General features: G+C 71.3%; 21 protein-coding genes. 14 read left to right on the forward strand and 7 right to left on the reverse strand.

The window, feature by feature from the left end; translation table 11 throughout:
- Positions 1-247: 247 nt before the first annotated feature.
- The gene (locus CQ044_RS02280; protein ID WP_105686965.1) at positions 248-844 is read right to left on the reverse strand and encodes a hypothetical protein; all 597 of its coding nucleotides are present in this window, start codon (positions 842-844) and stop codon (positions 248-250) included.
- A 137-nt stretch (positions 845-981) separates the two neighbouring features.
- Between CQ044_RS02280 and CQ044_RS02285 the strand changes: the two genes are divergently transcribed.
- Both CQ044_RS02285 and CQ044_RS02290 read left to right on the forward strand, forming a co-directional pair.
- On the forward strand, positions 982-1,365 hold the full coding sequence (locus tag CQ044_RS02285) for an Rv3235 family protein (protein ID WP_374954844.1): 384 nt from the start codon (positions 982-984) through the stop codon (positions 1,363-1,365).
- An 85-nt stretch (positions 1,366-1,450) separates the two neighbouring features.
- Positions 1,451-2,941 carry a sensor histidine kinase gene (locus tag CQ044_RS02290; RefSeq protein ID WP_105686585.1) on the forward strand — a complete coding sequence of 497 codons (1,491 nt, stop codon included), beginning with the start codon at positions 1,451-1,453 and terminating at the stop codon, positions 2,939-2,941.
- 129 nt (positions 2,942-3,070) lie between these two features.
- Here CQ044_RS02290 and CQ044_RS02295 read toward each other — a convergent pair whose 3' ends face one another.
- Positions 3,071-3,319 carry a WhiB family transcriptional regulator gene (locus tag CQ044_RS02295; RefSeq protein ID WP_045249333.1) on the reverse strand — a complete coding sequence of 83 codons (249 nt, stop codon included), beginning with the start codon at positions 3,317-3,319 and terminating at the stop codon, positions 3,071-3,073.
- 252 nt (positions 3,320-3,571) lie between these two features.
- Here CQ044_RS02295 and CQ044_RS02300 point away from each other — a divergent pair, with 252 nt between their 5' ends.
- The gene (locus CQ044_RS02300; RefSeq protein WP_045273928.1) at positions 3,572-3,982 is read left to right on the forward strand and encodes a hypothetical protein; all 411 of its coding nucleotides are present in this window, start codon (positions 3,572-3,574) and stop codon (positions 3,980-3,982) included.
- Positions 3,983-3,988: 6 nt separating this feature from the next.
- Here CQ044_RS02300 and bcp read toward each other — a convergent pair whose 3' ends face one another.
- Genes bcp through aroA form a run of 3 tightly spaced genes read right to left on the reverse strand, consistent with a single transcriptional unit; the run spans position 3,989 to position 6,898 of the window.
- Complete coding sequence (gene bcp / locus CQ044_RS02305) at positions 3,989-4,465, reverse strand: thioredoxin-dependent thiol peroxidase (protein WP_045273927.1); 477 nt, start codon at positions 4,463-4,465, stop codon at positions 3,989-3,991.
- 37 nt (positions 4,466-4,502) lie between these two features.
- Positions 4,503-5,564 carry a ribosome small subunit-dependent GTPase A gene (rsgA, locus tag CQ044_RS02310; RefSeq protein ID WP_105686586.1) on the reverse strand — a complete coding sequence of 354 codons (1,062 nt, stop codon included), beginning with the start codon at positions 5,562-5,564 and terminating at the stop codon, positions 4,503-4,505.
- Positions 5,561-6,898, reverse strand: coding sequence for a 3-phosphoshikimate 1-carboxyvinyltransferase (aroA, locus tag CQ044_RS02315; RefSeq protein ID WP_105686587.1), 1,338 nt, complete (start codon positions 6,896-6,898; stop codon positions 5,561-5,563). Before aroA ends, rsgA begins: the two co-directional genes overlap by 4 nt.
- A 118-nt stretch (positions 6,899-7,016) precedes the next feature.
- Between aroA and CQ044_RS02320 the strand changes: the two genes are divergently transcribed.
- The 4 genes from CQ044_RS02320 to CQ044_RS02335 are packed head-to-tail and all read left to right on the forward strand — an operon-like array spanning position 7,017 to position 10,614.
- Positions 7,017-7,634, forward strand: a complete 618-nt coding sequence (locus CQ044_RS02320) for a sigma-70 family RNA polymerase sigma factor (protein ID WP_233310625.1) — start codon at positions 7,017-7,019, stop codon at positions 7,632-7,634.
- Positions 7,631-7,876, forward strand: a complete 246-nt coding sequence (gene rsrA, locus CQ044_RS02325; protein ID WP_045273924.1) for a mycothiol system anti-sigma-R factor — start codon at positions 7,631-7,633, stop codon at positions 7,874-7,876. Before CQ044_RS02320 ends, rsrA begins: the two co-directional genes overlap by 4 nt.
- 59 nt (positions 7,877-7,935) lie before the next feature.
- Positions 7,936-9,243: a GNAT family N-acetyltransferase gene (locus CQ044_RS02330; protein WP_105686588.1), complete on the forward strand. Its 1,308-nt coding sequence runs from the start codon at positions 7,936-7,938 to the stop codon at positions 9,241-9,243.
- 30 nt (positions 9,244-9,273) lie between these two features.
- Positions 9,274-10,614: an APC family permease gene (locus CQ044_RS02335; RefSeq protein WP_105686590.1), complete on the forward strand. Its 1,341-nt coding sequence runs from the start codon at positions 9,274-9,276 to the stop codon at positions 10,612-10,614.
- 9 nt (positions 10,615-10,623) lie between these two features.
- On the opposite strand, the gene CQ044_RS02340 is transcribed toward CQ044_RS02335, so the two are convergent.
- Positions 10,624-14,319, reverse strand: a complete 3,696-nt coding sequence (locus tag CQ044_RS02340; protein WP_181158154.1) for a multifunctional oxoglutarate decarboxylase/oxoglutarate dehydrogenase thiamine pyrophosphate-binding subunit/dihydrolipoyllysine-residue succinyltransferase subunit — start codon at positions 14,317-14,319, stop codon at positions 10,624-10,626.
- Positions 14,320-14,546: 227 nt separating this feature from the next.
- Between CQ044_RS02340 and CQ044_RS02345 the strand changes: the two genes are divergently transcribed.
- The 3 genes from CQ044_RS02345 to CQ044_RS02355 all read left to right on the forward strand — a co-directional run bounded on the left by CQ044_RS02345 (position 14,547) and on the right by CQ044_RS02355 (position 18,519).
- Positions 14,547-16,010, forward strand: a complete 1,464-nt coding sequence (locus tag CQ044_RS02345) for a GuaB1 family IMP dehydrogenase-related protein (RefSeq protein WP_105686592.1) — start codon at positions 14,547-14,549, stop codon at positions 16,008-16,010.
- Positions 16,011-16,147: 137 nt separating this feature from the next.
- Positions 16,148-17,461, forward strand: a complete 1,314-nt coding sequence (locus tag CQ044_RS02350; protein ID WP_105686594.1) for a hemolysin family protein — start codon at positions 16,148-16,150, stop codon at positions 17,459-17,461.
- Positions 17,458-18,519, forward strand: coding sequence for a hemolysin family protein (locus CQ044_RS02355; protein WP_105686596.1), 1,062 nt, complete (start codon positions 17,458-17,460; stop codon positions 18,517-18,519). Before CQ044_RS02350 ends, CQ044_RS02355 begins: the two co-directional genes overlap by 4 nt.
- A gap of 144 nt (positions 18,520-18,663) precedes the next feature.
- On the opposite strand, the gene CQ044_RS02360 is transcribed toward CQ044_RS02355, so the two are convergent.
- Entirely contained in the window at positions 18,664-19,731 is a 1,068-nt protein-coding gene (locus CQ044_RS02360; RefSeq protein ID WP_105686597.1) for an NADH:flavin oxidoreductase/NADH oxidase, read from the reverse strand.
- Between the two features lie 108 nt (positions 19,732-19,839).
- Here CQ044_RS02360 and CQ044_RS02365 point away from each other — a divergent pair, with 108 nt between their 5' ends.
- The 4 genes from CQ044_RS02365 to CQ044_RS02380 are packed head-to-tail and all read left to right on the forward strand — an operon-like array spanning position 19,840 to position 22,728.
- Positions 19,840-20,850 carry an ADP/ATP-dependent (S)-NAD(P)H-hydrate dehydratase gene (locus CQ044_RS02365; RefSeq protein WP_105686599.1) on the forward strand — a complete coding sequence of 337 codons (1,011 nt, stop codon included), beginning with the start codon at positions 19,840-19,842 and terminating at the stop codon, positions 20,848-20,850.
- Positions 20,847-22,205 carry a hypothetical protein gene (locus CQ044_RS02370; protein WP_258133125.1) on the forward strand — a complete coding sequence of 453 codons (1,359 nt, stop codon included), beginning with the start codon at positions 20,847-20,849 and terminating at the stop codon, positions 22,203-22,205. The genes CQ044_RS02365 and CQ044_RS02370 overlap by 4 nt, the downstream gene beginning before the upstream one ends.
- Positions 22,205-22,402 carry a thiamine-binding protein gene (locus CQ044_RS02375; RefSeq protein WP_105686600.1) on the forward strand — a complete coding sequence of 66 codons (198 nt, stop codon included), beginning with the start codon at positions 22,205-22,207 and terminating at the stop codon, positions 22,400-22,402. The genes CQ044_RS02370 and CQ044_RS02375 overlap by 1 nt, the downstream gene beginning before the upstream one ends.
- Positions 22,403-22,416: 14 nt before the next feature.
- Entirely contained in the window at positions 22,417-22,728 is a 312-nt protein-coding gene (locus CQ044_RS02380; RefSeq protein WP_105686602.1) for a thiamine-binding protein, read from the forward strand.
- Positions 22,729-23,019 lie beyond the last annotated feature (291 nt).

The following is a 23,019-nucleotide window of genomic DNA, read 5'->3' on the forward strand; positions in this document are numbered from 1 at the left end:
GAGCCTATGGCGTGCGCTGGTGGGGACGACTCGGAGTGTGCGGGCACCCGCCTTTCGGGTCGTCCCTGTGAGCGGGGGCTATGGCGTGCGCTGGTGGGGACGACTCGGAGTGTGCGGGCACCCGCCTTTTGGGTCGTCCCTGTGAGCGGGGGCTATGGCGTGCGCTGGTGGGGACGACTCGGAGTGTGGGGGCAATCGCCTTCGGGGAGTGGGCTCCGCATGCGGGAGCGGAGCGGTCGCGCGCGCTTCAGCCGAGGCCGGGGGCGGGAGCATCCGTGCTGAGCGAGAGCACCGAGGCGAACGGCAGGATGCGGAATCCCGCGACCGCTCGTGCTCGGCGCGGCGAGCCCGCGTCGTGCAGCGCGAGATCGAGGTGGTCGGATCCTGCGCGGTCGATCGTCCCTGCCAGCACCGTGCCGGAGCGGGTGCGCACCGTGACTCCGCTGCGGCGCCGGGCGAGGTCCCGCAGCACGAACCCGAACGTCATCCGTTCGCGCAGCGGCGAGAGCGGCGCGGGGGCAGCGCTGCTGCTGAGCAGCGCCCCGTGGTCGAGCGCCCACAGCTCCACGGCGTGCGAGGGCAGCAGCACGATCCCGGGAGCGCCCTGCGGCTGCACGGCCGTCCAGTCCGCGCCGACCGCCCGCAACCGGCCGTGCACGCGGGTGGAATCGGTCAGCACGGCGGCGAGCGTCGCGCCCTCGTCCACGAGCGCGCCCAGCCGAGTGCGCAGGTCGAGTCGGGCGACGCGCAGACGCTCCGTCTCGGCGTCCAGGGCTGCGCGCTCCGCCTCCCAGCCGGAGGCCACCTGGTCCTCGAGGTCTTCGAACAGCCGGTCCCATTCCATGCCGTCGAGGGTAGGCGATGCACCCGCAGGCGGCATACGGGTTCTCCACACACCTTGGCCGATCCGCCCCGTGCCGCACGCGGATGTGCTCGACTGCGAGTCACGCCATCCGAGTCTCGAGGGGGAGAACGCCGATGATGACGCTTGAGGATTTCGCGCCGCAGCCCACGCCGAGCGCGGAACTGCCGGATCCGACTCCGCTTCTGCAGAGCCTGACGCGCGGCGTCCTCGAGGTGCTGGCCGGAGTGCGCGAGGCGGATCAGCTCGCGCGCTGGTTCGCGGAGGACGCGTTCGTCGTGCTCACGACGCGCGCCAACCTGTCGGCCAGGGCGCGGAGCGCGCGCGGGGTGGCTCCGGCGAGGCCCGTGTTCCGCATCCTGTCCACGCATGTGTCCTCGCCGGCGGACGGCATCGTCGAGGCCACCCTGATCGTGCAGACCCCCGGTCGCACGAGGGCCGTCGCGGTGCGGCTGGAGGGGCTGGACCGGCGCTGGCGGGCCACGTCGCTGGCCATGCTCTGAGCGCGATCCGGCGTCGCTCGGGCCCGCGCGTCCGCCGCCCCGGCTCGCGCGTGCCGGGCAGAGGTTACGCCTTAGGCTGTATAGGGTGTCGACACTCAGTGATCTCGCCCAGGCCCAGGGCTGCCTCGAAGACGAAGACGTCGAATGGCTGCACCGCCTCGCGAGCGACGGGCAGCTGCTGGCGGATCTCGCCTCCGCGGACATCGTGATCTGGATCGCGACCGCCGACGGATCCTTCATCGCGGTCGCGCACACCCGCCCGAGCGGCGCGGCGACCCTGTTCTACCGCGACATCGTGGGGGAGCGGGTGCGGCCGCAGTGGCGCACCCAGGTGCAGGGCGCCTTCGACACGGCCGAGATCGTGGACTCGGCGAATCCCGACTGGTTCGAGGAGACGCCCACCAGGGTGCGGGCCGTGCCGATCGTCCGCACGCGCAAGAGCGGCACCGACGGCGAGCGCACGCGCCCGGTCGGCGTGCTCACCCGGCACACGAACCTCGGCGAGGCGCGCACGCCCTCCCGGCAGCAGATCACGTTCAACGAGGCCGCGGACGACCTGTTCCGCATGATCTCGGGCGGAGCGTTCCCCGACCTGTCCGCGCCGACCTCGCCGCGCCGCGGCGCCCCGCGCGCTTCCGACGGCCTGATCCGCATCGACGTCGACGGCGTCGTCACGTTCGCCAGCCCGAACGCGCTGAGCGCCTTCAATCGGATGGGCTTCGACGAGGAGCTCGAGGGGGAGTCCCTGGTCGAGGTCACGACGCGCATCGTCCCGCCCTCGCGGCAGGTCGACGAATCCCTGCCCGTCGTGGTGACGGGGCGCGCGCCCTGGCGCACCGATGTGGAGGCGCGAGGGGTCACCGTCTCGCTGCGCGCCATCCCGCTCAAGGATCACGGCACCCGGATCGGCGCGATCGTGCTGTGCCGCGACGTGTCGGAGCTGCGCCACCAGGAGCAGGAGCTCATCACCAAGGATGCGACGATCCGCGAGATCCACCATCGGGTGAAGAACAACCTGCAGACGGTTGCGTCGCTGTTGCGGATCCAGGCCCGCCGCACGCACTCCGAGGAGGCGCGCGACGCGCTGACCCAGGCCATGCGCCGTGTCGAGTCGATCGCCGTCGTGCACGACACGCTCGCGGGCGGGCTCGCGCAGAAAGTCGACTTCGACGAGGTGTTCGCGCGCGTGCTGAAGCTCGTGGCGGAGGTGGCGTCCGCGCCCAACACGCGGGCGCGCACGCAGTCGACGGGGCGGTTCGGCGTGCTGCCGAGCGAGTACGCGACGCCGCTGGCGCTCGCCCTCACCGAGGTCGTGACCAACGCCGTCGAGCATGGTCTCGCGGGTCAGGAGGGCCTGGTCACCATCGAGGCGCAGCGCACCGATGAGAACCTGCGCGTGATCGTCCGCGACACCGGACACGGTCTGCCGGAGGGGCGGATCGGTCAGGGCCTCGGCACGCAGATCATCCGCACGCTCATTCAGGGCGAGCTCGGCGGGACGATCGTGTGGGAGGGCTCTGACGGCGAGGGGACCACGGTCACGATCGACCTGCCCATGCGCTGGGTGAACGGCTGAGTCGACACGACGCTCGTCCGCGACGCGGACCTGCGACGTGCCGACTCATGGCTGAGCGAGGACCGCGCAGCGGTCCCTGTCGAAGCCTGCGGGCTGCTCGCCCGTCCTGAATCTGCGCCTGGCCGGGTATCAGCCGGCGCGGCGGGCGCGGGCGGCGCGGCGCTTGAGGGCGCGGCGCTCATCCTCGCTGAGTCCGCCCCACACGCCCGAATCCTGGCTGGACTCGAGGGCGTACTGCAGGCAGACCTCGGTGACGGTGCACCGGGCGCACACGGCCTTCGCCTTCTCGATCTGATCGACGGCCGGACCGGTGTTCCCGACGGGGAAGAACAGTTCGGGGTCGACGGTGAGGCAGGCGGCCTTGTCGCGCCAATCCATGGGGGCTCCTCAGTGTGGAAATGTCATGGGCGCGCGAATCTCGCGTGCCCGGAATTCGTGGGCGGCGTTCGGGGGGTCGACGCCCATCGGTGATGCGAGCGGATGCTCGCCCCACGCCGCTGTGGGAGCACATGGCTGTGATCTATTCTCTTACATGAAAGGCGAACGATCAAGGATTTTCTGCACTCCGTGTGAACGGGAGGCGAACCTCGAGCGAACGCCATCGCCCCAGACACCCCCTCAGGAGCCCGCATGCGCCCGTCGAGACTGACCATCGCGGCGGCGGCCGTGCTCGCTCTGGAAGCGGCGGCACTGCTCGTGGTCACCCTCATGGAGGTGTTCGGCCTGAGCTCGGGGGCCGCGACGTCGCTGCCCTCAGCCCTCGGGCTGATCGGGCTCAGCGCGGTGGGCGCCGTCGGGCTCGCCGCACTGGCCTTCGCCGTGCTGCGCGGGCGATCGTTCGGGCGCAGCGGCGGCATGGTGGTGCAGATCCTCGCGATCGCGGTCGCGCTGAGCGCTCTGACGGTGCAGCCGTTCCCGGTCGTGTTCGTGCTCGCGCTGCTGATCCCCGGCGCGATCGGCGCGGTGCTGCTGTTCCTGCTGACGCGGCGCGCGGGTGCCGAAGCACGCCGGAGCGCCGACGCCGAGCAGGAGAACGACTGACGCGCGTTACGCGGCGAGCCCCACGAGCTTGCGGATGCGGGCGACGTGGCCTGTGGCCTTGACGTTGTAGAGGGCGTGCGCGATCACGCCGTCCTCGTCGATGACGAAGGTCGAGCGGATCACGCCCTGGATCACCTTGCCGTAGTTCTTCTTCTCGCCCCAGACGCCGTAGGCGTGGTGGACGGCCAGGTCGGCATCGCTCAGCAGCGGGAAGGAGAGCGCGTCGCGCTCGGCGAACTGCGCGAGCTTCGCCACGTCGTCGCGGGAGACGCCCAGCACCGTGTACCCGGCGCCCTGCAGCGAGGCGAGGCTGTCGCGGAAATCGCAGGCCTCGGTCGTGCAACCGGGCGTCATCGCGGCCGGATAGAAGTACAGGATGACATTCCGGCCGCGCAGGTCGTGCAGCGAGACGGACGCGCCGTCCTGGTTCTGCAGGGTGAAGTCGGGGGCGGGGGATCCGGGTTCGAGGCGCTGCGCAGTCACGCCTCCAGGCTACCCGCACGCAGGGGAGCGGATCCGCTCAGAGCTTGTCCGCGAAAGTCGCGAGCAGCCGCTGCAGGGATTCCAGCCGCGCCAGGCCCGCTTCTCCGAGCGCGCCGTCGGCCGCGGCCTCGTTGAGCGCGCAGTCCTCGGCGTCCGCCCGGTGCGTGCAGCCGCGCGGACAGTTCTCCGCGATCGCGGCGAGCTCGGTGAAGGCGGCGAGGATGTTCTGCGGCTCCACGTGTCCCAGCCCGAAGGAGCGGACGCCGGGGGTGTCGATCACCCAGCCCGACCCGGGGGTGAGAGGAGGGGCGACGTAGCGCAGCGACACGGTCGACGAGGAGGTGTGCCTTCCCCGGCCGGTGACCTCGTTCACGTGCCCGGTGGCGCGTCGGGCCCCCGGGACGAGCGCGTTCACGAGCGTGGACTTGCCGACGCCGGAATGCCCGACGAACACGGTGGAATGCCCGATGAGCGCCATGCCGATCTCGTCCACCGGCATCTCGCCCTGGGCGCTGGTGAAGACCTGGAGATCCAGGCCCTCGAAGTGCTTCAGGAACTCGGACGGATCCGCCAGATCCGTCTTGGTGACCACGAGCAGCGGGCGGATCCCCGCGTCGAGCGCCGCGACCAGGTAGCGGTCCACCAGGCGTTCACGGGGCTCAGGGTCCGCCGCGGCGACCACGATCAGCATCTGGTCGGCGTTGGCGACGATGACCCGTTCCACCTGATCGGTGTCGTCTGCGCTGCGGCGGAGCAGCGAGGATCGCTCGAGGATGCCGACGATCCGGCCCAGGGAGCCGTCCTCGCCCGAGAGATCGCCGACCACCCGCGCGGCGTCGCCGGTGACGATCGGGGTGCGGCGCAGCTCTCTGGCGCGCGCCGCGGTGATCGTGCGCTCGTCGTCCGCGTCGCCGCCTTCTCCGAGCAGCACGGTGTAGCGGCCGCGATCGACTCCCAGCACGCGCCCGATCTCGGCGTCGCTGTGCGCGGGGCGCCGCTTGGTGCGCGGGCGATTGGCCTTCGGATTGGGCCGCATCCGGATCTGGGACTCGTCGAAGTCGTCGAGCTCGTCATCGCCGTCGTCGTCCAGCCAGCTCACGCGCGGGCGCTCCCGGTGGCGTCGACGGCGAGCAGGCGCTCCCACAGCTGGGTGAACTCGGGCAGGGTCTTCGCCGTGGTGCCGATCTCGTCGATCTCGACGCCCGGCACGCGCAGGCCGATGAGCGCGCCCGTGGTGGCCATGCGGTGATCGTGATGCGCGGGCCAGGTGCCGGCCTGCAGCGCGGTGGGGACGATGCGGATGCCGTCCTCGAGCTCCTCGGCCTCTCCGCCGAGCGCGCGCAGGTTGCCGGCGAGCGCGGCGATCCGGTCGGTCTCGTGCAGGCGGATGTGGCCGATGCCGGTGATCGCGGTGGGCGCGTCGGCCAGAGCGGCGAGGCCCACGAACGTCGGCGCGAGCTCGCCGGCAGCGGACAGGTCGAACTCGCCGCCGCGGATGCGACCGGTGCCGCGCACGGTGAGCACGCCATCGGCCCGGCGGACCTCGGCGCCGAGGTGCGCCAGCAGCTCCGGCAGCAGGGCGCCCGGCTGGGTCGAGCGCGCAGGCCACCCCTCGACCGTGACCTCGCCGCCGGCGACGAGCGCGGCCGCGAGGAACGGTGCGGCGTTGGACAGATCCGGTTCGATCGCGATCTCCCTGGAGCGCGGCACGCCGCCCTCGACCATCCATTCCCCCGGCGCCGGACGGGAGACCTTGATCCCGCGGCGGGTCAGGGCCTCGACGGTCATGTCGATGTGCGGCATGCTCGGGAGCCGCTCGCCGGTGTGCACCAGGTGCAGGCCCACGTCGAAGCGCGGCGCGGCGAGCAGCAGGCCCGAGACGAACTGGCTGGATGCGGAGGCGTCGATCTCCACACGACCGCCGCGGATGTGTCCGCGCCCGCGGATCGTGAAGGGGAGGGACCAGCTGCCGTTGTCCTCGATGTCGACACCGAGGTCGCGCAGCGCATGGATCATGGCGCCCATCGGGCGGTGCAGCGCCGTCTCGTGCGCGGTCAGCAGGACGTCGCCGCGGGCGAGTCCCGCGAGCGGTGCGATGAAGCGCATGACGGTGCCGGCCTGACCGCAGTCGACCGTGGTGCCGCCGGTGAGCCGGGCGGGGGTGATCCGGAGGTCGGGTCCGAACCCGCCCGTGCCCGGCTGCTCCTCGACCCCGACGCCGAGGGCGCGCAGGGCGTCGATCATCCGGGCGGAGTCGTCCGAGTGCAGGGGAGCGGAGACGAGTCCCGGCGCGTCCGCGATCGCCGCGAGCACGAGCTCGCGGTTGGTGAGCGACTTGGATCCCGGCACGCGCAACCGCGCGTTCAGGGTGCCTGCGGCGAGCGGCGCGGACCAGCGTCCGCGCGGTGCGGGGGAATACATGGAGGCGCTCATCGGTTCCTACCCTACTGAAGGCCTCCGGCAGCGGAGGGCGGGAAAACGGAAGGCAGTGCGCATGCTCGCGACTCTCGAACCGGTGGAGGTCGACGCGTTCGGCCTAAACTGGCTGGCGATGAACGATCACGCACCGCTGGACGCGCAGCCGGACGCGGAATCCTCCGCGCGCCGGGAATTCGAGGAGCAGGCGATCCCCTTCATGGATCAGCTGTATGCCGCCGCCATGCGCATGACGCGCAACCCGTCCGATGCCGCGGACCTCGTCCAGGAGACGTTCGTGAAGGCGTTCGCCTCATGGTCGAGCTTCACGCAGGGCACGAACCTCAAGGCGTGGCTGTACCGGATCCTGACGAACACCTACATCAACATCTACCGCAAGCGCCAGCGCGAGCCCTATCAGGGCACGATCGACGAGCTGGAGGACTGGCAGCTCGGCGGCGCCGAATCGACCACGGCGTCGCACAGCCGCTCGGCCGAGGCCGAGGCGATCGACCGGATGCCCGCGTCGGTCGTCAAGGAGGCGCTGCAGGCGGTCCCGGAGGACTTCCGACTGGCGGTGTACCTCGCCGACGTCGAGGGCTTCGCCTATCAGGAGATCGCCGACATCATGAAGACCCCCATCGGCACCGTCATGAGCCGCCTGCACCGCGGGCGCCGCATGCTGCGGGAGCTGCTGGCGGACTACGCCGCAGAGCGAGGAATCGCCACGGCCGGCACGAGGAGCACGAAATGACGGACTGCGGATGCGCCAAGGCGCGGCAGGACCTGGAGGAATACCTCCGCAACGAGATGTGCAAGACGGAGCACTCCGACATCCGCGAGCATCTCGACAACTGCCCGTCCTGCGCGGAGGAGGCGCTGGTCGCGACCACGCTGACCGAGGTCGTTTCGCGGGCGTGCAAGGAGACGGCCCCGGAGGAGCTGCGCGACCAGGTCATGGCGCGGCTGCGCGCCGTGCAGGCCGCCGTCCACTGACGAGCCGCTTCGCGTCCCGTGGCCGCCGCATCGTCGGCAGCCGTGGTTAGGCTGGGGGCATGGCAGACCTCGACGCCCGTGACGTCCCCGTCGACCCGACCTCGCAGGAGCGCCTGAGCGCCTCTGGTCTCGAGTACCGCATCGTCGACCTCTCGGATCCGGCGCAGCTGCGCGGATTCGCGCGGGCCGACGCCCGAGGCTTCCTGGACAAGGAGCCCGACGACGAGACGATCCGCGTCATGGGCGAGATGATGTCGGGGCGGCGCAACATCGGCGTGTACGCGCCCGGTGCCGACCTGCCCGTCGCCACCGTCGACTCCTGGGTGACGCCGATGACCGTGCCGGGCGACGCCGGAGCGCACCTCGACATGTGGGCGATCAGCATCGTCACCGTCGCCGCGACGCATCGCCGGCGTGGGATCGCGCGCAACCTCCTCGAGGGGGAGCTCCGCGCGGCCGCCTCGGCCGGCGTCCCGATCGCGGGCCTCACCGCCACCGAGGCGACGATCTACGGCCGCTACGGCTTCGGTCCCGCGATCCCCGTGTCGCGCGTGCGCGTCGACGCGCGGCGCGCCGGCGGCGTCACGCTGCCGGCGGCGGACGGAGCGACGACGGTCGAGTACCTCGAGCCCGAGGCGCTGCTGGCGGCACTCGGCGAGGTGCATGAGCGTGCTCGCCTCGATCGGCCGGGCGACATCCCGGGCTGGCCGCTGCGCTGGCGTCGGATGGCGGGGCTCGTGCCGGGGGATGAGAGGTCCCGCGCGGTCCGAGGAGTCAGGGCGGTCGACGCCGATGGTGGCACCCGCGGCGTGCTCGCGTACACGCTCGACGAGCTGCCGGACGAGTTCGGCGCCGACTTCGCGATCCGCCACCTCGACGCCGAGACGCCGGAGGCGCTGCGCGCGCTCTGGGCATTCGCCGTCAACCACGACCTGATCCGCACCGTGCACGCGGACCTCCGCCCGATCGACGATCCGCTGCCCTGGCTCGTCGCCAACCAGCGCGCGGTGCAGACCACGGTGCACGACCACGGCTGGCTGCGGATCCTCGACGTGCCCGCCGTGCTCGCGGCGCGCTCGTACCGCGCCCCGCTCGATCTCGTGCTGCGGGTGTCGGATCCGCTCGGACTCGCCGAGGGATCCTGGCGCCTGCGGGTCGGCCAGGACGGGAAGGGCGTCGTCGACGTCACGACCGATGCGCCCGACGTCGAGCTCCGCGTCGACGCGCTCTCGTCGCTGTACCTCGGCGGTGTGAGCGCGCCGACCCTGCGCGCGGCGGGCCGGATCTCGGCGTCTGCGGAGACGGCGGCGGCGATCCAGAACGCCTTCGGCACCGCCGCGGCGCCCGCCCTCACGATCTGGTACTGAGATGTCCGACGCCCTCGCTACCGTGAGGGCATGACCGCACTCCGCCCCGCCGAGGGATCCGATGGCGCCGATCTCGGCACGCACGCGCCATCGGGCCTCGGCCTGGCGCAGGGGATCGCGCTGTACCTCGCCTCGGTCCTCGGCACGGGCCTCCTCGTGCTCCCGGGGCTCGCAGCGAAGACCGCCGGCCCCGCCAGTCTCATCGCGGTGGGGGTGATCACGCTCCTGGCGGTGCCCCTCGCCGGGGCGTTCGCCGCGCTCGCCGCCCGTCATCCGGATCCGGGCGGTGTCGCGAGCTACGCGCGTCGCGCCCTCGGGCCGACCGCGGCCAGGGCCACCGGGTACTGGTTCCTCTTCGGGGTCGCGGCCGGAGGTCCCGTCGTGTCGGTGCTCGGCGCACGCTACATCGCGACCGCGGTCGGAATCGACAGCGCCGGCATCCCGTGGCTCGCCCTCGGATTCCTCGTGGTGCCGTTCGTCGCCAACCTCTTCGGAGTGCGGCTCACCGGCTGGCTGCAGCTGGTGCTCACGGGCCTGCTGCTCGCGATCGTCGTCGTGGTGGTCGCGGTGGCGGCCCCCGCGGTGCGACCGGAGAGCTTCACGCCGTTCCTGCCGCACGGGTGGGGCGGGGTGGGCACCGCGATCGTGATGTTCGTGTGGGCGTTCGCCGGCTGGGAGGTCGGGACGCACATCTCCGGGGAGTTCGCACGGCCGCGACGCACCATCCCGCTCGCAACCGCCATCACCCTGGTGCTCGCCGGCGGGTCCTATCTCGCTCTGCAGGTCGTGACGGTCGGAGCCCTGGGGGAGAGGGCGGGGCACGGCGACGTCGTCCTGCTCGATCTCGCCGAGGCCGGAGGGGTGCGCGCGGCGCCGACCCTGATCGGCGTGGTGTCGGCGGTGGTCGCGCTCGGGGTGCTCAACGTGTACCTCGCCGCGTTCGGCAAGCTCGGCGCTTCTCTCGCATCCAACGGCGATCTGCCGCGCTGGTTCGCGAAGGGCGCCGAGTCCGGTGCGGTGCCGCGGCGCGCCCTGATGCTGTCGATGGCACTCGTCCTGGCCTACTTCGCCGTGACCTGGGCGACCGGGTTCGACCTGCAGCCGTTCATCCTCATCCACACCGCGAGCATGGTCGCCGTCTACACGATCGGCATGATCGCCGCGATCCGGATCCTGCCGCGGCGGACGCCGGGCTGGTGGATGGCGGTGATCGCCTCGGTCTGCACCGTCGGACTGCTGCTGCTCGCCGGGGTCGCGCTCGTGGTCCCCGCCGCCGTCGCGGTCATCGCGCTCGCCGTGACCGTGGTGCGCCGGGCGCGGGGACGACGACGCGGTGCCCCGGAGAACCGGGACACCGCGTCGATCGGTTGAGCGGACGGCTCAGAGAGTCAGCGCCCGCGAGAGCAGATCCGCCTGCTCCGCGGCGTGCACCTTCGAGGATCCGGTCGACGGCGCCGCCGACGCGGGACGCGTGATCGGACGCACGACGCGCGGGCCGGGCACGGTCTGGAAGTGCAGCGCGAGGAACGGCCAGGCGCCCTGGTTCTCCGGCTCCTCCTGCACCCACACGATCTCCGCGTTCGGGTACGTGTCGGCGACGGTCTTCAGCGCGCGCAGCGGCACGGGGTAGAGCTGCTCGACGCGCACCAGCGCGACCTCGGGGTTCGGGTTCTTCTCGAGCTCGGCGACCAGGTCCCAGTGCACCTTGCCGGAGTGGAAGATCACGCGCTTGACGGCGTTGCGGTCCAGCTCCCGGTTGTCGTCGATGACGGTCTCGAAACGGCCCTGCGTGAAGTCCTCCACCGGGCTGGTCGCGCCGCGCAGACGCAGCATGGCCTTCGGGGTGAACACGATGAGCGGCCTGCGCGGGCGCGCGTACGCCTGACGACGCAGCAGGTGGAAGTAACTCGCCGGCGTGGACGGACGCGCCACCGTCATGTTTTCCTGCGCGCACAGCTGCAGGAAGCGCTCCATGCGGGCCGAGGAGTGGTCCGGTCCCTGGCCCTCGTAGCCGTGCGGCAGCAGCAGCACGACGCTCGACTGCTGGCCCCACTTCTGCTCGGCCGCGGAGATGTACTCGTCGATGACCGACTGCGCGCCGTTCACGAAGTCGCCGAACTGCGCCTCCCAGAGCACCAGCGCCTCGGGACGCTCGACCGAGTAGCCGTATTCGAAGCCGAGCGCGGCGTACTCGCTGAGCAGCGAGTCGTAGACGAAGAAGCGGGCCTGGTTGTCGGAGAGGTTCGCCAGCGGCAGCCACTCCTGGCCGTTCGCGCGGTCGTGCAGCACGGCGTGGCGCTGCACGAACGTGCCGCGGCGCGAATCCTGACCGGCGAGGCGCACCGGAGTGCCCTCCACCAGCAGCGAGCCGAAGGCGAGCAGCTCGCCGAAGCCCCAGTCGATCGAGCCGTTGCGGCTCATGTCGACGCGCTTGTCCATCGCCTGCTGCAGCTTCGGGTGCACGGTGAAGCCCTCGGGCTTGTTCGCGTGCGCGTCGCCGACGAGATGTACGACCTCGAGCGGCACACCGGTGACCTCGGGGGAGCCGACCTGGTCGTCGACGGGAGCGAGGTCGGGGGCGATCGGCGTGGCGCCGGTCTCCGCCGCGTGCGTCTCCGCGAAGGCGATCTCCAGGCGGTTCTGGAAGTCGGCCTTGGCCTGGTCGTACTCCTCCTGGGTGATGTCGCCACGGCCGACGAGCGACTCGGTGTAGAGGCTGCGCACCGACCGCTTCGCCTGGATCAGGTCGGTCATCAGCGGCTGCGTCATCGACGGGTCGTCGCCCTCGTTGTGACCGCGGCGGCGGTAGCAGACGAGGTCGATCACGATGTCGCGGTGGAACCGCTCGCGGTACTCGAACGCGAGCTGGGCCACATGGACCACGGCCTCCGGGTCGTCGCCGTTCACGTGCAGGACCGGCGCCTGGATCGTCTTGGCGACGTCGGTCGCGTAGACGGAGGTGCGCGAGTCGTTGGGCAGCGTGGTGAAGCCGACCTGGTTGTTCACGACCACGTGGATCGTGCCACCGGTGCGGTAGCCGCGCAGCTGCGACATCTGCAGGGTCTCCACGACGACGCCCTGGCCGGCGAAGGCCGCGTCGCCGTGGACGAGGATCGGCAGCCAGGTGAAGGTGCCGATCGGCTTGCGGTCCTGCTTGGCGCGGGCGATGCCCTCGAGCACGCCGTCGACGGTCTCCAGGTGCGAGGGGTTCGCGGCGAGGAGGATCGGCAGCTCGGCACCGTCGTCGGCGACGAAGGTGCCCTCCTTGCCGAGGTGGTACTTCACGTCGCCGGATCCGCGCTGGTTGCCCGGCTGCATGGATCCCTCGAACTCGCGGAACACCTGGCCGTACGTCTTGCCTGCGATGTTCGCGAGCACGTTCAGGCGGCCGCGGTGCGCCATGCCGATCGCGGCGCCGTCTAGGCCCGCGCCGGCTGCGCCCTGCAGGATCTCGTCCAGCAGCGGGACGAGCGACTCCGCACCCTCGAGCGAGAAGCGCTTCTGGCCCACGTACTTCGTCTGCAGGAAGGTCTCGAAGGCCTCGGCCTCGTTGAGCTTGCTGAGCACGCGCAGCTGCTCGTCGTGGCCGGGCTTGACGTACTTGACCTCGACCTTGTCCTGGAACCAGCGGCGCTGATCCGGGTCCTGGATGTGCATGTACTCGATGCCGAGCGTGCGGCAGTAGGAGTCGCGGAGCACACCGAGGATCTCGCGCAGCTTCAGCTGGCGCTGGCCGCCGAAGCCGTTCGTGACGAACTCGCGGTCCAGATCCCAGAAGGTGAGCCCGTGGGTCTCGATCTCGAGGTCGGGGTGCGTGCGCTGCACGTACTCGAGCGGGTCGATGTCGGCCATCAGGTGGCCGCGCACGCGGTAGGAGTTGATGAGCTCCTGCACGCGCGCGGTCTTGTCGATGCGCTCGGCGAGGTCGACCGCGATGTCTTTGTTCCAGCGGATCGGCGCGTAGGGGATCCGGAGGGCGCGGAAGATGCCCTCGTAGAAGCCGCGCTCGCCGATCAGCAGCTCGTGCACCTTCTTCAGGAACTCGCCCGAGCCCGCGCCCTGGATGACGCGGTGGTCATAGGTCGAGGTGAGCGTGATCGTCTTGCCGATGCCGAGCACGTCGATCGTCTTCTGGCTCGAACCCTGGAACTCGGCCGGGTACTCGAGGGCGCCGGCGCCGATGATGCAGCCCTGGCCCTTCATGAGGCGCGGCACGGAGTGCACGGTGCCGATGCCGCCGGGGTTCGTGAGGGACAGCGTGGTGCCCTGGAAGTCGGCGGCGGTCAGCTTGTTGCCGCGCGCACGGCCGATGAGGTCCTCGTAGGCCGACAGGTACTCGCTGAAGGTGAGGGTCTCGGCGCGCTTGATGCTCGGAACGAGCAGGGCGCGGGTGCCGTCGGGCTTCGGGATGTCGATCGCGATGCCGAGGTTCACGTGCGCGGGGGCGACGACGCTGGGCTTGCCGTCGACCTCTGCGTAGTACACGTTCTGGCTCGGGAACTCCTTGAGCGCCTGGATCAGCGCCCAGCCGATGAGGTGCGTGAAGCTCACCTTGCCGCCGCGCGTGCGGGACATGTGGTTGTTGATGACGATCCGGTTGTCGATCATCAGCTTCGCCGGAACCGTGCGCACGCTCGTCGCGGTCGGCACCGTGAGCGACTCGTCCATGTTGGCGGCGAGCGTCTTCGGCATGCCGCGCAGCGGCGTGACGACGTCCTCGTGCTGTTCGGTGCCGGGCTCCGCGGCGGTGCGGTCCTGCGCCTGGGCGGGGATCGGGGCCTGGCGCGCGGGCTTCGTCGTCGTGCGCGCGACCGGCTGCTGGCCGATCACCGGGATCGGCGCGGTCACCGGATGCGCATCGGCGGCGGCAGCGGCCGGCGCGGCCGCGGGGGAGGAGGGGGCGGCGGGAGCCGCCGAGGGCTGGGAGGGATGGTAGTTCTCGAGGACCGGCCACCACTCCTTGTCGACGGAGTTGCGATCGACTTTGAACTGCTCGTACAGCTCGTCGACGAGCCAGGAATTGGCCCCGAACTCTCCATCTCCAGAAGTCCCGACGCCGGTCACCTGGCTCGACACGCTCGATCGCCCTCTTTCATCGCTGAATCTGGTGGGATCCGTCCCCGGTGGTCTCCGGGTATGGCCACTCATCCGGGTGTCAAGCCTAACGTGTCGGAGGTGCCCTGCGGGCGTGGATCGCGGCGTATGGCAGGACCTTTCGCCGCCGCCCCTTCCCAAGGTCGCCCCCGGCGGTCCGCCGGACGCGATCCCGAGGCGATCCGGGCGGGGGCGGCTACCCTGAGAGCATGCAGTTCTCCGGCGAAGCACCCATGGTCGACCTCACCTACTCCGACGTGTTCCTGGTGCCGCGCCGCTCGGACGTGACGAGCCGCCTCCAGGTCGATCTCGCACCGCAGGACGGCACCCCCGCCACCATCCCGCTCGTGTCCTCGAACATGAACTCGGTGACCGGTCCTCGACTCGCGGCGACCCTCGCGCGCCGTGGCGGCATCGGCGTGCTGCCGCAGGACATGCCGCTGCAGGATCTGGATGAGGCGATCCGCTGGGTCAAGCGCCAGCCGGTGTCCTGGGACACCCCGCTCGTGCTCTCGCCGCTGGCCACCGTGGAGGACGCGCTGCGGCTGCTGCCCGCGACCGACGGCCACGGCATCGTGGTCGCCGATGCGCCGGGCGGGCCGGACGGCCTGCACGTCGACGCGATCCACGGGATCCTGCCCGCGGTCCGCCTCGCGACCGCTCTGCGGGATGCACAGCTGGGCGATCTGGTCCGCGCGGACTCGCCGTCGCTCGACGCGGAGGACATCGCCGACCCGCGTGCCGCTTTCGACGCGATCACCGCCGTGGAGGCCGAGATGGTGTGCGTGCTCCAGCACGGGCACCTCGTCGGCACGCAGACCGCGCGCGGCGCGCTGCGCTCCACGCTGTACCGTCCCGCGGTCGACGCCTCCGGGCGCCTCGCCGTGGCCGCGGCCGTCGGCATCAACGGCGACGTCGCCGCCAAGGCCAAGGCCCTCGCGGCGGCGGGGGTCGATGTGCTGGTGGTCGACACCGCGCACGGCCACCAGGAGGGCATGCTCCGCGCCCTGCGCACGGTGTCGGCGCTCGAGCTCGGCATCCCGATCGTCGCGGGCAACATCGTCACCGCCGACGGCGTGCGCGATCTCGTCGAGGCCGGCGCATCGATCCTGAAGGTCGGCGTCGGACCCGGCGCGATGTGCACCACCCGCATGATGACCGCGGTCGGTCGTCCGCAGTTCTCCGCCGTGCTGGAGACCGCGCAGGCCGCCGCCGAGCTCGGCGCGCACGTGTGGGCGGACGGGGGAGTGCGCTACCCGCGCGACGTCGCCCTCGCGCTCGCCGCGGGAGCCGCGTCGGTCATGGTCGGCTCCTGGTTCGCCGGCACGATAGAAGCGCCGGGCGAGCTGCAGATCGACGCCGAGGGGCGCCTCTACAAGGAGTCCTGGGGCATGGCTTCGACCAAGGCGGTGCAGGCGCGCTTCGGCCGGCTCGACGCCTACGAGCGCGCACGCAAGGAGCTGTTCGCCGAGGGCATCTCGTCCTCGAAGATCTACCTGGATCCGCTCCGCCCCGGCGTCGAGGATCTGCTCGACATGATCACGTCCGGCGTGCGGTCCTCGTTCACCTACGCCGGCGCCTCGTCCGTGCCCGAGTTCCACGAGCGGGCGCTGGTCGGTCTGCAGTCCGCGGCCGGCTACGAAGAGGGCAAGGCGCTGCCGGTCAGCTGGTGAACGCGTCCGGGATCGGGCATCCGCTCAGCTTCGCTCCCACCGCGGGACAGTAGAATCGTCTGCACCATGGACGACCCTCCCTCGTGTAGTACATCGCCCCACTGCCCGCTCTCCGCTTCGTCGGAGGTGACACCGTGATGGATTACATCTGGTTGGGCGTGGGGCTTCTGCTCATCGTGGGGACGGGCCTGTTCGTCGCCAGCGAGTTCGCACTGGTCAACCTCGACCGCGCCGATCTGGAGGCGCGACGGGATCGCGGCGAGAGCCGTCTCGGCATGACCATCGCTGCGCTCAAGATCACGTCGACGCATCTGTCGTCGGCGCAGCTCGGCATCACGCTCACGACGCTGCTGACCGGTTTCACGATGGAGCCGGCGCTGTCGAACCTGCTCCGTCCGGTGCTCGGCTCGTGGGGGATCCCCGAGGCCGTCACCGTCACGATCGCCGTGATCGTCGCCATGACGATCGCCACGACGCTGTCGATGATCCTCGGCGAGCTCGTGCCGAAGAACTTCGCGCTGGCGCTGCCGGTGGCCACGGCCAGGGTCGTCATCCCCTTCCAGACCGCGTTCACCGTGGTGTTCCGCCCCATCGTCTCGGTGCTGAACGGAAGCGCCAACGGCGTGCTGAGGGCGATGGGCATCGAGCCCAAGGAGGAGCTCAGCGGAGCCCGCTCCGCGGAGGAGCTCAGCTCACTCGTGCGCCGTTCCGCGAGCGCCGGGCTGCTCGAGGAGGACACCGCGACGCTGCTGGACCGCAGCCTCGGGTTCGCCCGGTTGACCGCGGGCGACGTGATGACCCCGCGGCCCAGCATGCACGCGATCGCGGCGGCGGATTCCGCCGACGACGTCATCGGCCTCGCCCGGCGCACCGGCCACAGCCGCTTCCCGGTGTTCGACGAGGACCTCGACGACATCACGGGCGTCGTGCACCTGAAGGCGGCCGTATCGGTGCCGCGCGATCGCCGCACCGAGGTGCCGGTGGGCGCGCTCGCCTCCGAGCCGCTGCGGGTGCCGGAGACCGTGCACCTCGACGCGCTCGTGGCAGAGCTCCGCGGCGGCGGGTACCAGCTCGCGATCGTCGTGGACGAGTACGGCGGCACGGCCGGGATCGTGACCCTCGAGGATCTCGTCGAGGAGATCGTCGGCGAGGTGTCGGACGAGCACGATCGCAGCAGGGCGGGCGTCGTGAAGGGCCGTGACGGGATCACCTTCCCCGCGGAGCTGCGCCCCGATGAGCTGCGCGCGAGCACCGGCATCGAGGTGCCTGAGGGCGACGTGTACGACACGATCGGCGGCTACGTGATGAGCGTGCTGGAGCGCCTGCCCAAGGCCGGGGACGAAGTGCCCGTGCCCGGCGGGATCCTGCACGTCGTGCGCATGCAGGGCCGCAGGGTGGATCGGATCCGCTTCACGCCGGAGGCAGCGACCGAGGAAGGGGGCGAGCGATGAGCGACTGGGCCGGAATCGCATGGCTGTTCGTGCTGCTCGCCTTCAACGCGTTCTTCGTCGCGGCGGAGTTCGCGGTGATCTCCGCGCGCCGTTCGCAGATCGAGCCGCTCGCCGAGCGCGGATCCCGTTCCGCGCGCACCGCCCTGTACGCGATGGAGCACGCCACGCTCATGCTGGCGACCTCGCAACTGGGCATCACCGTGTGCTCGCTGCTGATCCTGAACGTCTCAGAGCCCGCGATGCACCACCTGCTCGCAGCCCCCCTGGGCGCACTCGGGCTGGCGGAGGGAGCGGTCGACGCGATCGCGTTCATCATCACCCTGGTCATCGTGTCGTTCATGCACGTCGTGTTCGGCGAGATGGTGCCGAAGAACCTCGCGTTCTCGGTGCCGGACAGGGCCGTGCTGATCCTCGCGACGCCGCTGGTGTGGATCTCGAAGGTCTTCTACCCGGTGATCCGCGGGCTGAACGCCACGGCCAACGGCGTCGTGCGGCTGTTCCGCGTCGAGCCGAAGGACGAGGCCGCCTCGACGTTCACGCTCGACGAGGTCGCGACGATCGTGGACCAGTCCCGGCGCGAGGGCATGCTCACGGACTCCGCGGGCACGGTCAGCGCGGTGGTGGAGTTCACCGACAAGGACGCGCGGGACGTCGCCGTGCCGCTCGCGGGCCTCGTGACGCTGCCGCTCGGCGCGACCCCGGACGATGTCGAGCGCGCTGTCGCCAAGCACGGCTTCTCGCGCTACGTCATGGTCGATCCCGAGGGCGTGCCGGTGGGCTACGTGCACCTGAAGGACGTGATCCGCTCTGCCGAGGGGCCGGATGCTGCGGCGCGCGCGGCCGCGCCGATCCCCGCGAAGCGGATCCACCAGATGGTGCCGATGCAGGAGGACACCGACCTCGAGGACGCGCTCGCGATCATGCGTCGCGCGGGCCGTCACCTCGCGCAGGTGCGCGACGCGGCCGGTGAGACCACGGCGATCCTGTTCCTGGAGGACATCATCGAGGAGCTCGTCGGCGAGGTCCGAGACATCACCCGCCGCGGCTTCGGCCGCTGATCTGCGCTCGCTGAGGGACCGTGCCGTGATCGGTCCCTGAGCGAGCCGAAGGCGAGACGAAGGGCGCTGCGCTCGCTCGGGGGGTGCGCTGTGATCGGTCCCTGAGCGAGCCGAAGGCGAGACGAAGGGCGCTGCGCTCGCTGCTCAGCGCCAGCGGGCCCGCAGATACTGGTCGGGCCAGGTGATCTCGTCGCCGAGCTCGTGGGCGGCGCGCAGGCCGAAGTGCGGGTCGCGCAGCCACTCCCGCCCGGCGAAGATCGCGTCCGCGGAGCCCTCGGCGAGCACGGCCTCGGCCTGCGCGCCGCTGGTCAGCAGCCCCACCGCGGAGGAGGGGATGCGACCGCCCTGGCGCACGGCCGCGGCAAGCGGCACCTGATACCCCGGATGCACCTCGATGCGCTGGTGCGCGACGAGTCCGCCGCTCGAGACGTCGATGAGGTCCGCGCCGTGCGCGACCGCCCAGTCCGCCACCGTCGCGGCCTCGTCCGGCGTGAAGCCGCCGGGGGCGTGGTCCGTCGCCGAGATCCGCACGAACACGGGGACCTCGTCGCCCGCGATCCGGCGCACGGCCGCGGTGACCTCGAGCAGCAGGCGGGCCCGGTTCTCCAGCGATCCGCCGTACGCGTCCTCGCGGTGGTTGCTGAGCGGCGAGAGGAACTGGTGCAGCAGGTAGCCGTGCGCGCCATGGATCTCCAGCACATCGAAGCCGGCGTCGAGAGCGCGGCGCGCGGCGGAGGCGAAGGCGGCGACGACGCCGGCGATCCCGGCGGCGTCCAGGGCCTCCGGCGCGGCGAACCCCTCGAACGCGATCGCCGACGGGGCGACGGTCGTCCAGCCGCCATCGTCGGCGGGGACGGAGCCGTGCTCCTGCGCCCACGGCCACCACGTCGAGGCCTTGCGGCCGGCGTGCGCGAGCTGCACCCCGATCCGCGCGCCGCGCGCGTGCACCGCGTCGACGATCGGCCTCCACGCGTCCCGCTGGGCATAGTTCCACAGGCCCGTGTCGCGCGGACTGATCCGGCCCTCCGCCACGACGGCCGTGGCTTCTGCCACGACGAGTCCGGCGCCGCCCGAGGCGAACTGCGCGAGATGCGTGTGGTGCCACTCCTGCGGCATACCGCCGACGGCGCTGTACATGCACATGGGGGAGACCCACAAACGGTTGCGCAGGGTGAGGGAGCGGATGGTCAGTGGGGAGAATAGGAGGCTCACGGGACGACGCTACCCGTCGTGGAGGGGGCGCGGGTGCGCGAGGGCCGGATCCGCCCTGCGACGTCCCGGCGGCGGCGCGCACAGCGTCGGCCCAGTACCGTTGACCCCATGCCTTCTCCGTCCGCCGGCGCCCACGACGCGCAGAACCGCATCGTGTGGACGAGTCGGGACGTACGCCGACTGCTGCGCGCGCCGGGCGAGCGCGACGACAAGCGCAGCCGCGGCGTCGTGGCTCTGCGGACCGGATCCGACGCGTATCCGGGTGCGGCGGTGCTCGGCGTCGAGGGCGCCTGGCGCGCCGGCTGCGGCTACGTGCGCTACGTCGGTCCCCGGCGTGCGGCGGACCTCGTGCTCGCGCGGCGGCCGGAGACGATCGTGACGGATCCCATCGTGGCGGATGATCGTTCGGTGCGAGTGGGCACCCGAGTCGAGACTGCGCATGCGCTCGGCGGCGTCCGTGGCGACGCCTGGGTGATCGGATCCGGCACCGATCATGCGGGGCAGGCGGAGAGCGAGACGGCGGCGCTGAGAGAACTGCTCGCCGGGACCGTCCCCATCGTGGTGGACGCGGGTGCGCTGGCGCTGCTGCCGGCGACGGCGCCGGTGATCGCGACGCCTCATGCGGGCGAGTTCCGCGGGCTGCGGGCGACGCTCGGGCTGGATCCGGTGGACACCGACACGCTGCAGGATCCGGCGCGGCGCGCGGATGCCGTGCGCGAGACCGCCGACGCCCTCGGCGGCACCGTGCTGCTGAAGGGCGCGACGACGCTCATCGCGGACCCCGGCGCCGCGCAGGCGATCGCGGTGGATGCGGGCACGGGGTGGCTGGCGACCGCCGGCACCGGCGACGTGCTCGCGGGCGTCATCGGCGCGCTCCTGGCGAGCCGCGTCCTGAATCCGGCGACGCCCCTCGCCGAGGTCGCCGCGACAGGCACCTGGCTGCACGGAACCGCCGGCCGCATCGCCGCGGAGGTCGGCGCTCGCCGCCCGGGCCATCCCATTGTCGCGCTGGACGTCGCCGAGGCGCTGCCGGCCGCGTTCGCGTTCGGGCTCGCCGCCGACGACGCCGGGGCCGGACACATCGAACACCACGAAGAGACCGAGGAGGGCCGCGCGTGAGCGGTGCCGAGCCGACGGGCGCGACCCGTGCCGAACCGACCAGAGGCGCCGCCCGGCGCGCGTCCACGACCCTGCGCAGGGCTGGTCTGCCGCTCACCGTGCTGTGGCTCGCGTTCGTCGTCGCGCACCTGTATGTCGCGACCATCGGCTGGGTCATGCCGGCGCTGCCGATGGGGGACACGGTCTTCGTGTACGAGCCGTGGGCGAGGAACGCCCTCGGCGGAGGCGCGATCGTCGGCGTCACGGAGAGCTGGGTCTACCCGCAGCTCGCCCTCGTGCCCATGCTCATCGCACAGGGGCTGTCACAGCTCATCCACCCGCTGGTCCCCGGGTCGTACGCCGTCGGATCCGCGAGCTACGTCGTCGCCTGGTCGATCCTGGTGACGGCGCTCGATGCCGTGGGATTCGCGTTCCTGCTGCGCGGAACCGTGGCACGACGCAGCCGGATCCGCCGCGGCGCCGCCCTGCTCTGGATGATCGCGCTCGTGCTGCTCGGCCCCATCGCGATGTTCCGGATCGACGCGATCACCGTGCCGCTCGCGATCATCGGCGGGCTGTGGCTGTTCTCCCGCCCTGCGGTCGCGAGCGCGCTGTTCACGATCGGCGCCTGGATCAAGATCTGGCCCGGCGCGCTGTTCGTCGCGGCGCTCGCGCTGCTGCGCGGCCGGATCCGCATGATCGTCTCGGCCGCGATCGTCACGTTCGTCGTCGTGCTGGGACTCGTGCTGCTGGGCGGGTCCAAGAACCTGCTCGGCTTCCTCAGCCAGATGAGCGGCCGCGGGCTGCAGATCGAGGCGGTCGGCGCGACTCCGCTGCTGTGGCTCACCCAGGTCGGCGTGACGCGCATCCAGTACGACCGCCAGATCCTGACCTTCCAGCTCGCCGGCCCCGGCGTCGACGTCGTCGCCGCGCTGCTCACCCCGCTCATGGTCGTGGGCGTGGTCGCCGTGGCGGCGCTCGCACTCTGGAAGCTGCGCGCCGGGGCTTCGGCGCGGCGCCTGTTGCCGGCGACCATGCTCGCCCTCGTCGCGATCCTGATCGCGTGTAACAAGGTGGGCTCGCCGCAGTTCCAGGTGTGGATGCTCGCCCCGCTCGTGCTGTGGTGCCTGTTCGACGGCCCCCGGGTGCGGATTCCCGCGATCCTCGTGCTCCTCGACTACGCGCTCACCCAGGCGGTCTACCCTGTCGTGTACGACCATCTGCTGGCGGCCGAGGCACTGCCGATCGCCCTGCTGAGCGCCCGCAACATCCTGGTCGTGGTCATCTGCGTGATCGCGATCCGCGCGATCGTGCGCACCCCGGTGCGTCGCACCTCGTCCCTCGCCCCCGAACTCCCCGAAACCAGGAGGTCCTGATGCTCGTCGCCTTCTCCGTCGCCCCCAGCGGATCCGCCCCCGAGCGCTCGGAGAGCGCCGACGCCTCGGTGCACGACGCCGTCGCCGCCGCCGTGGCCGTGGTCCGCGCCTCCGGGCTCGCGCACCGCACCACGAGCATGTTCACGAATATCGATCGTCTAAGGCATGGTTCGGCTTCCGACCGCGTCACCGCTTGAGAGAGGATCTCATCATGTTGATTGCATTCTCCGTCGCCCCGTCCGGCACAGGTCGCGCAGACGGCTCCGTCCATGACGCAGTGGCAGCTGCGGTCAAGGTAGTCCGCGACTCCGGCCTGCCCTCGAGGACCTCGAGCATGTTCACGGAGCTGGAAGGCAGCTGGGACGAGGTGTTCGACGTAGTCAAGCGCGCAACCGAGGCGGTGGAGCCGTTTGGGTCGAGGATCTCGCTCGTGATCAAAGCGGACATCCGGCCAGGCTACGAGGGTGAGATCGAAGCGAAGGTCCAGCGGCTGGAGCGGGCGATCGACGAAATCGAGGAGTGAGGCTTCGACAGCGATGAAGACACCCGCCCGCCCTTAGCTCACCGCAGGACGTCTGCTAGTGGGGACGTCGGACCGCTCGACGATGCGTGAGTCTTATGTCGATCGCGCGAAATGATGCATCGCTTCCCGCCGAGGAGGAGTACTGGTGTCCCAGGGGCGACACTGGCCGCGTGTCACCGCCAGCGGTGGTGTTCCGTGTGCTGGAGCTTGGTGCTCCGGAGTATTTGGTGGCGCTGATTTCAAGATGATGGGTTCCGAATGCGCCGCGTCGTTGTCTCAGCGCTGCAGGGC

The sequence above is a fragment of the Microbacterium sp. MYb64 genome (genome assembly GCF_002979495.1).
Classification (GTDB): domain Bacteria; phylum Actinomycetota; class Actinomycetes; order Actinomycetales; family Microbacteriaceae; genus Microbacterium; species Microbacterium azadirachtae_A.

Excerpts from the sequence above, each read along its gene's own strand:
- CQ044_RS02295 (WP_045249333.1), bottom strand. The coding sequence starts at position 3,319 with ATGGATTGGCGCGACAAGGCCGCCTGCCTCACCGTCGACCCCGAACTG.
- aroA (WP_105686587.1), bottom strand. The coding sequence starts at position 6,898 with ATGAGCGCCTCCATGTATTCCCCCGCACCGCGCGGACGCTGGTCCGCG.
- CQ044_RS02300 (WP_045273928.1), top strand. The coding sequence starts at position 3,572 with ATGCGCCCGTCGAGACTGACCATCGCGGCGGCGGCCGTGCTCGCTCTG.
- rsrA (WP_045273924.1), top strand. The coding sequence starts at position 7,631 with ATGACGGACTGCGGATGCGCCAAGGCGCGGCAGGACCTGGAGGAATAC.
- CQ044_RS02375 (WP_105686600.1), top strand. The coding sequence starts at position 22,205 with ATGCTCGTCGCCTTCTCCGTCGCCCCCAGCGGATCCGCCCCCGAGCGC.
- CQ044_RS02355 (WP_105686596.1), top strand. The coding sequence starts at position 17,458 with ATGAGCGACTGGGCCGGAATCGCATGGCTGTTCGTGCTGCTCGCCTTC.
- CQ044_RS02320 (WP_233310625.1), top strand. The coding sequence starts at position 7,017 with ATGAACGATCACGCACCGCTGGACGCGCAGCCGGACGCGGAATCCTCC.
- CQ044_RS02350 (WP_105686594.1), top strand. The coding sequence starts at position 16,148 with ATGGATTACATCTGGTTGGGCGTGGGGCTTCTGCTCATCGTGGGGACG.
- CQ044_RS02280 (WP_105686965.1), bottom strand. The coding sequence starts at position 844 with ATGGAATGGGACCGGCTGTTCGAAGACCTCGAGGACCAGGTGGCCTCC.
- CQ044_RS02285 (WP_374954844.1), top strand. The coding sequence starts at position 982 with ATGACGCTTGAGGATTTCGCGCCGCAGCCCACGCCGAGCGCGGAACTG.
- CQ044_RS02335 (WP_105686590.1), top strand. The coding sequence starts at position 9,274 with ATGACCGCACTCCGCCCCGCCGAGGGATCCGATGGCGCCGATCTCGGC.
- CQ044_RS02345 (WP_105686592.1), top strand. The coding sequence starts at position 14,547 with ATGCAGTTCTCCGGCGAAGCACCCATGGTCGACCTCACCTACTCCGAC.
- CQ044_RS02330 (WP_105686588.1), top strand. The coding sequence starts at position 7,936 with ATGGCAGACCTCGACGCCCGTGACGTCCCCGTCGACCCGACCTCGCAG.
- CQ044_RS02365 (WP_105686599.1), top strand. The coding sequence starts at position 19,840 with ATGCCTTCTCCGTCCGCCGGCGCCCACGACGCGCAGAACCGCATCGTG.
- CQ044_RS02380 (WP_105686602.1), top strand. The coding sequence starts at position 22,417 with ATGTTGATTGCATTCTCCGTCGCCCCGTCCGGCACAGGTCGCGCAGAC.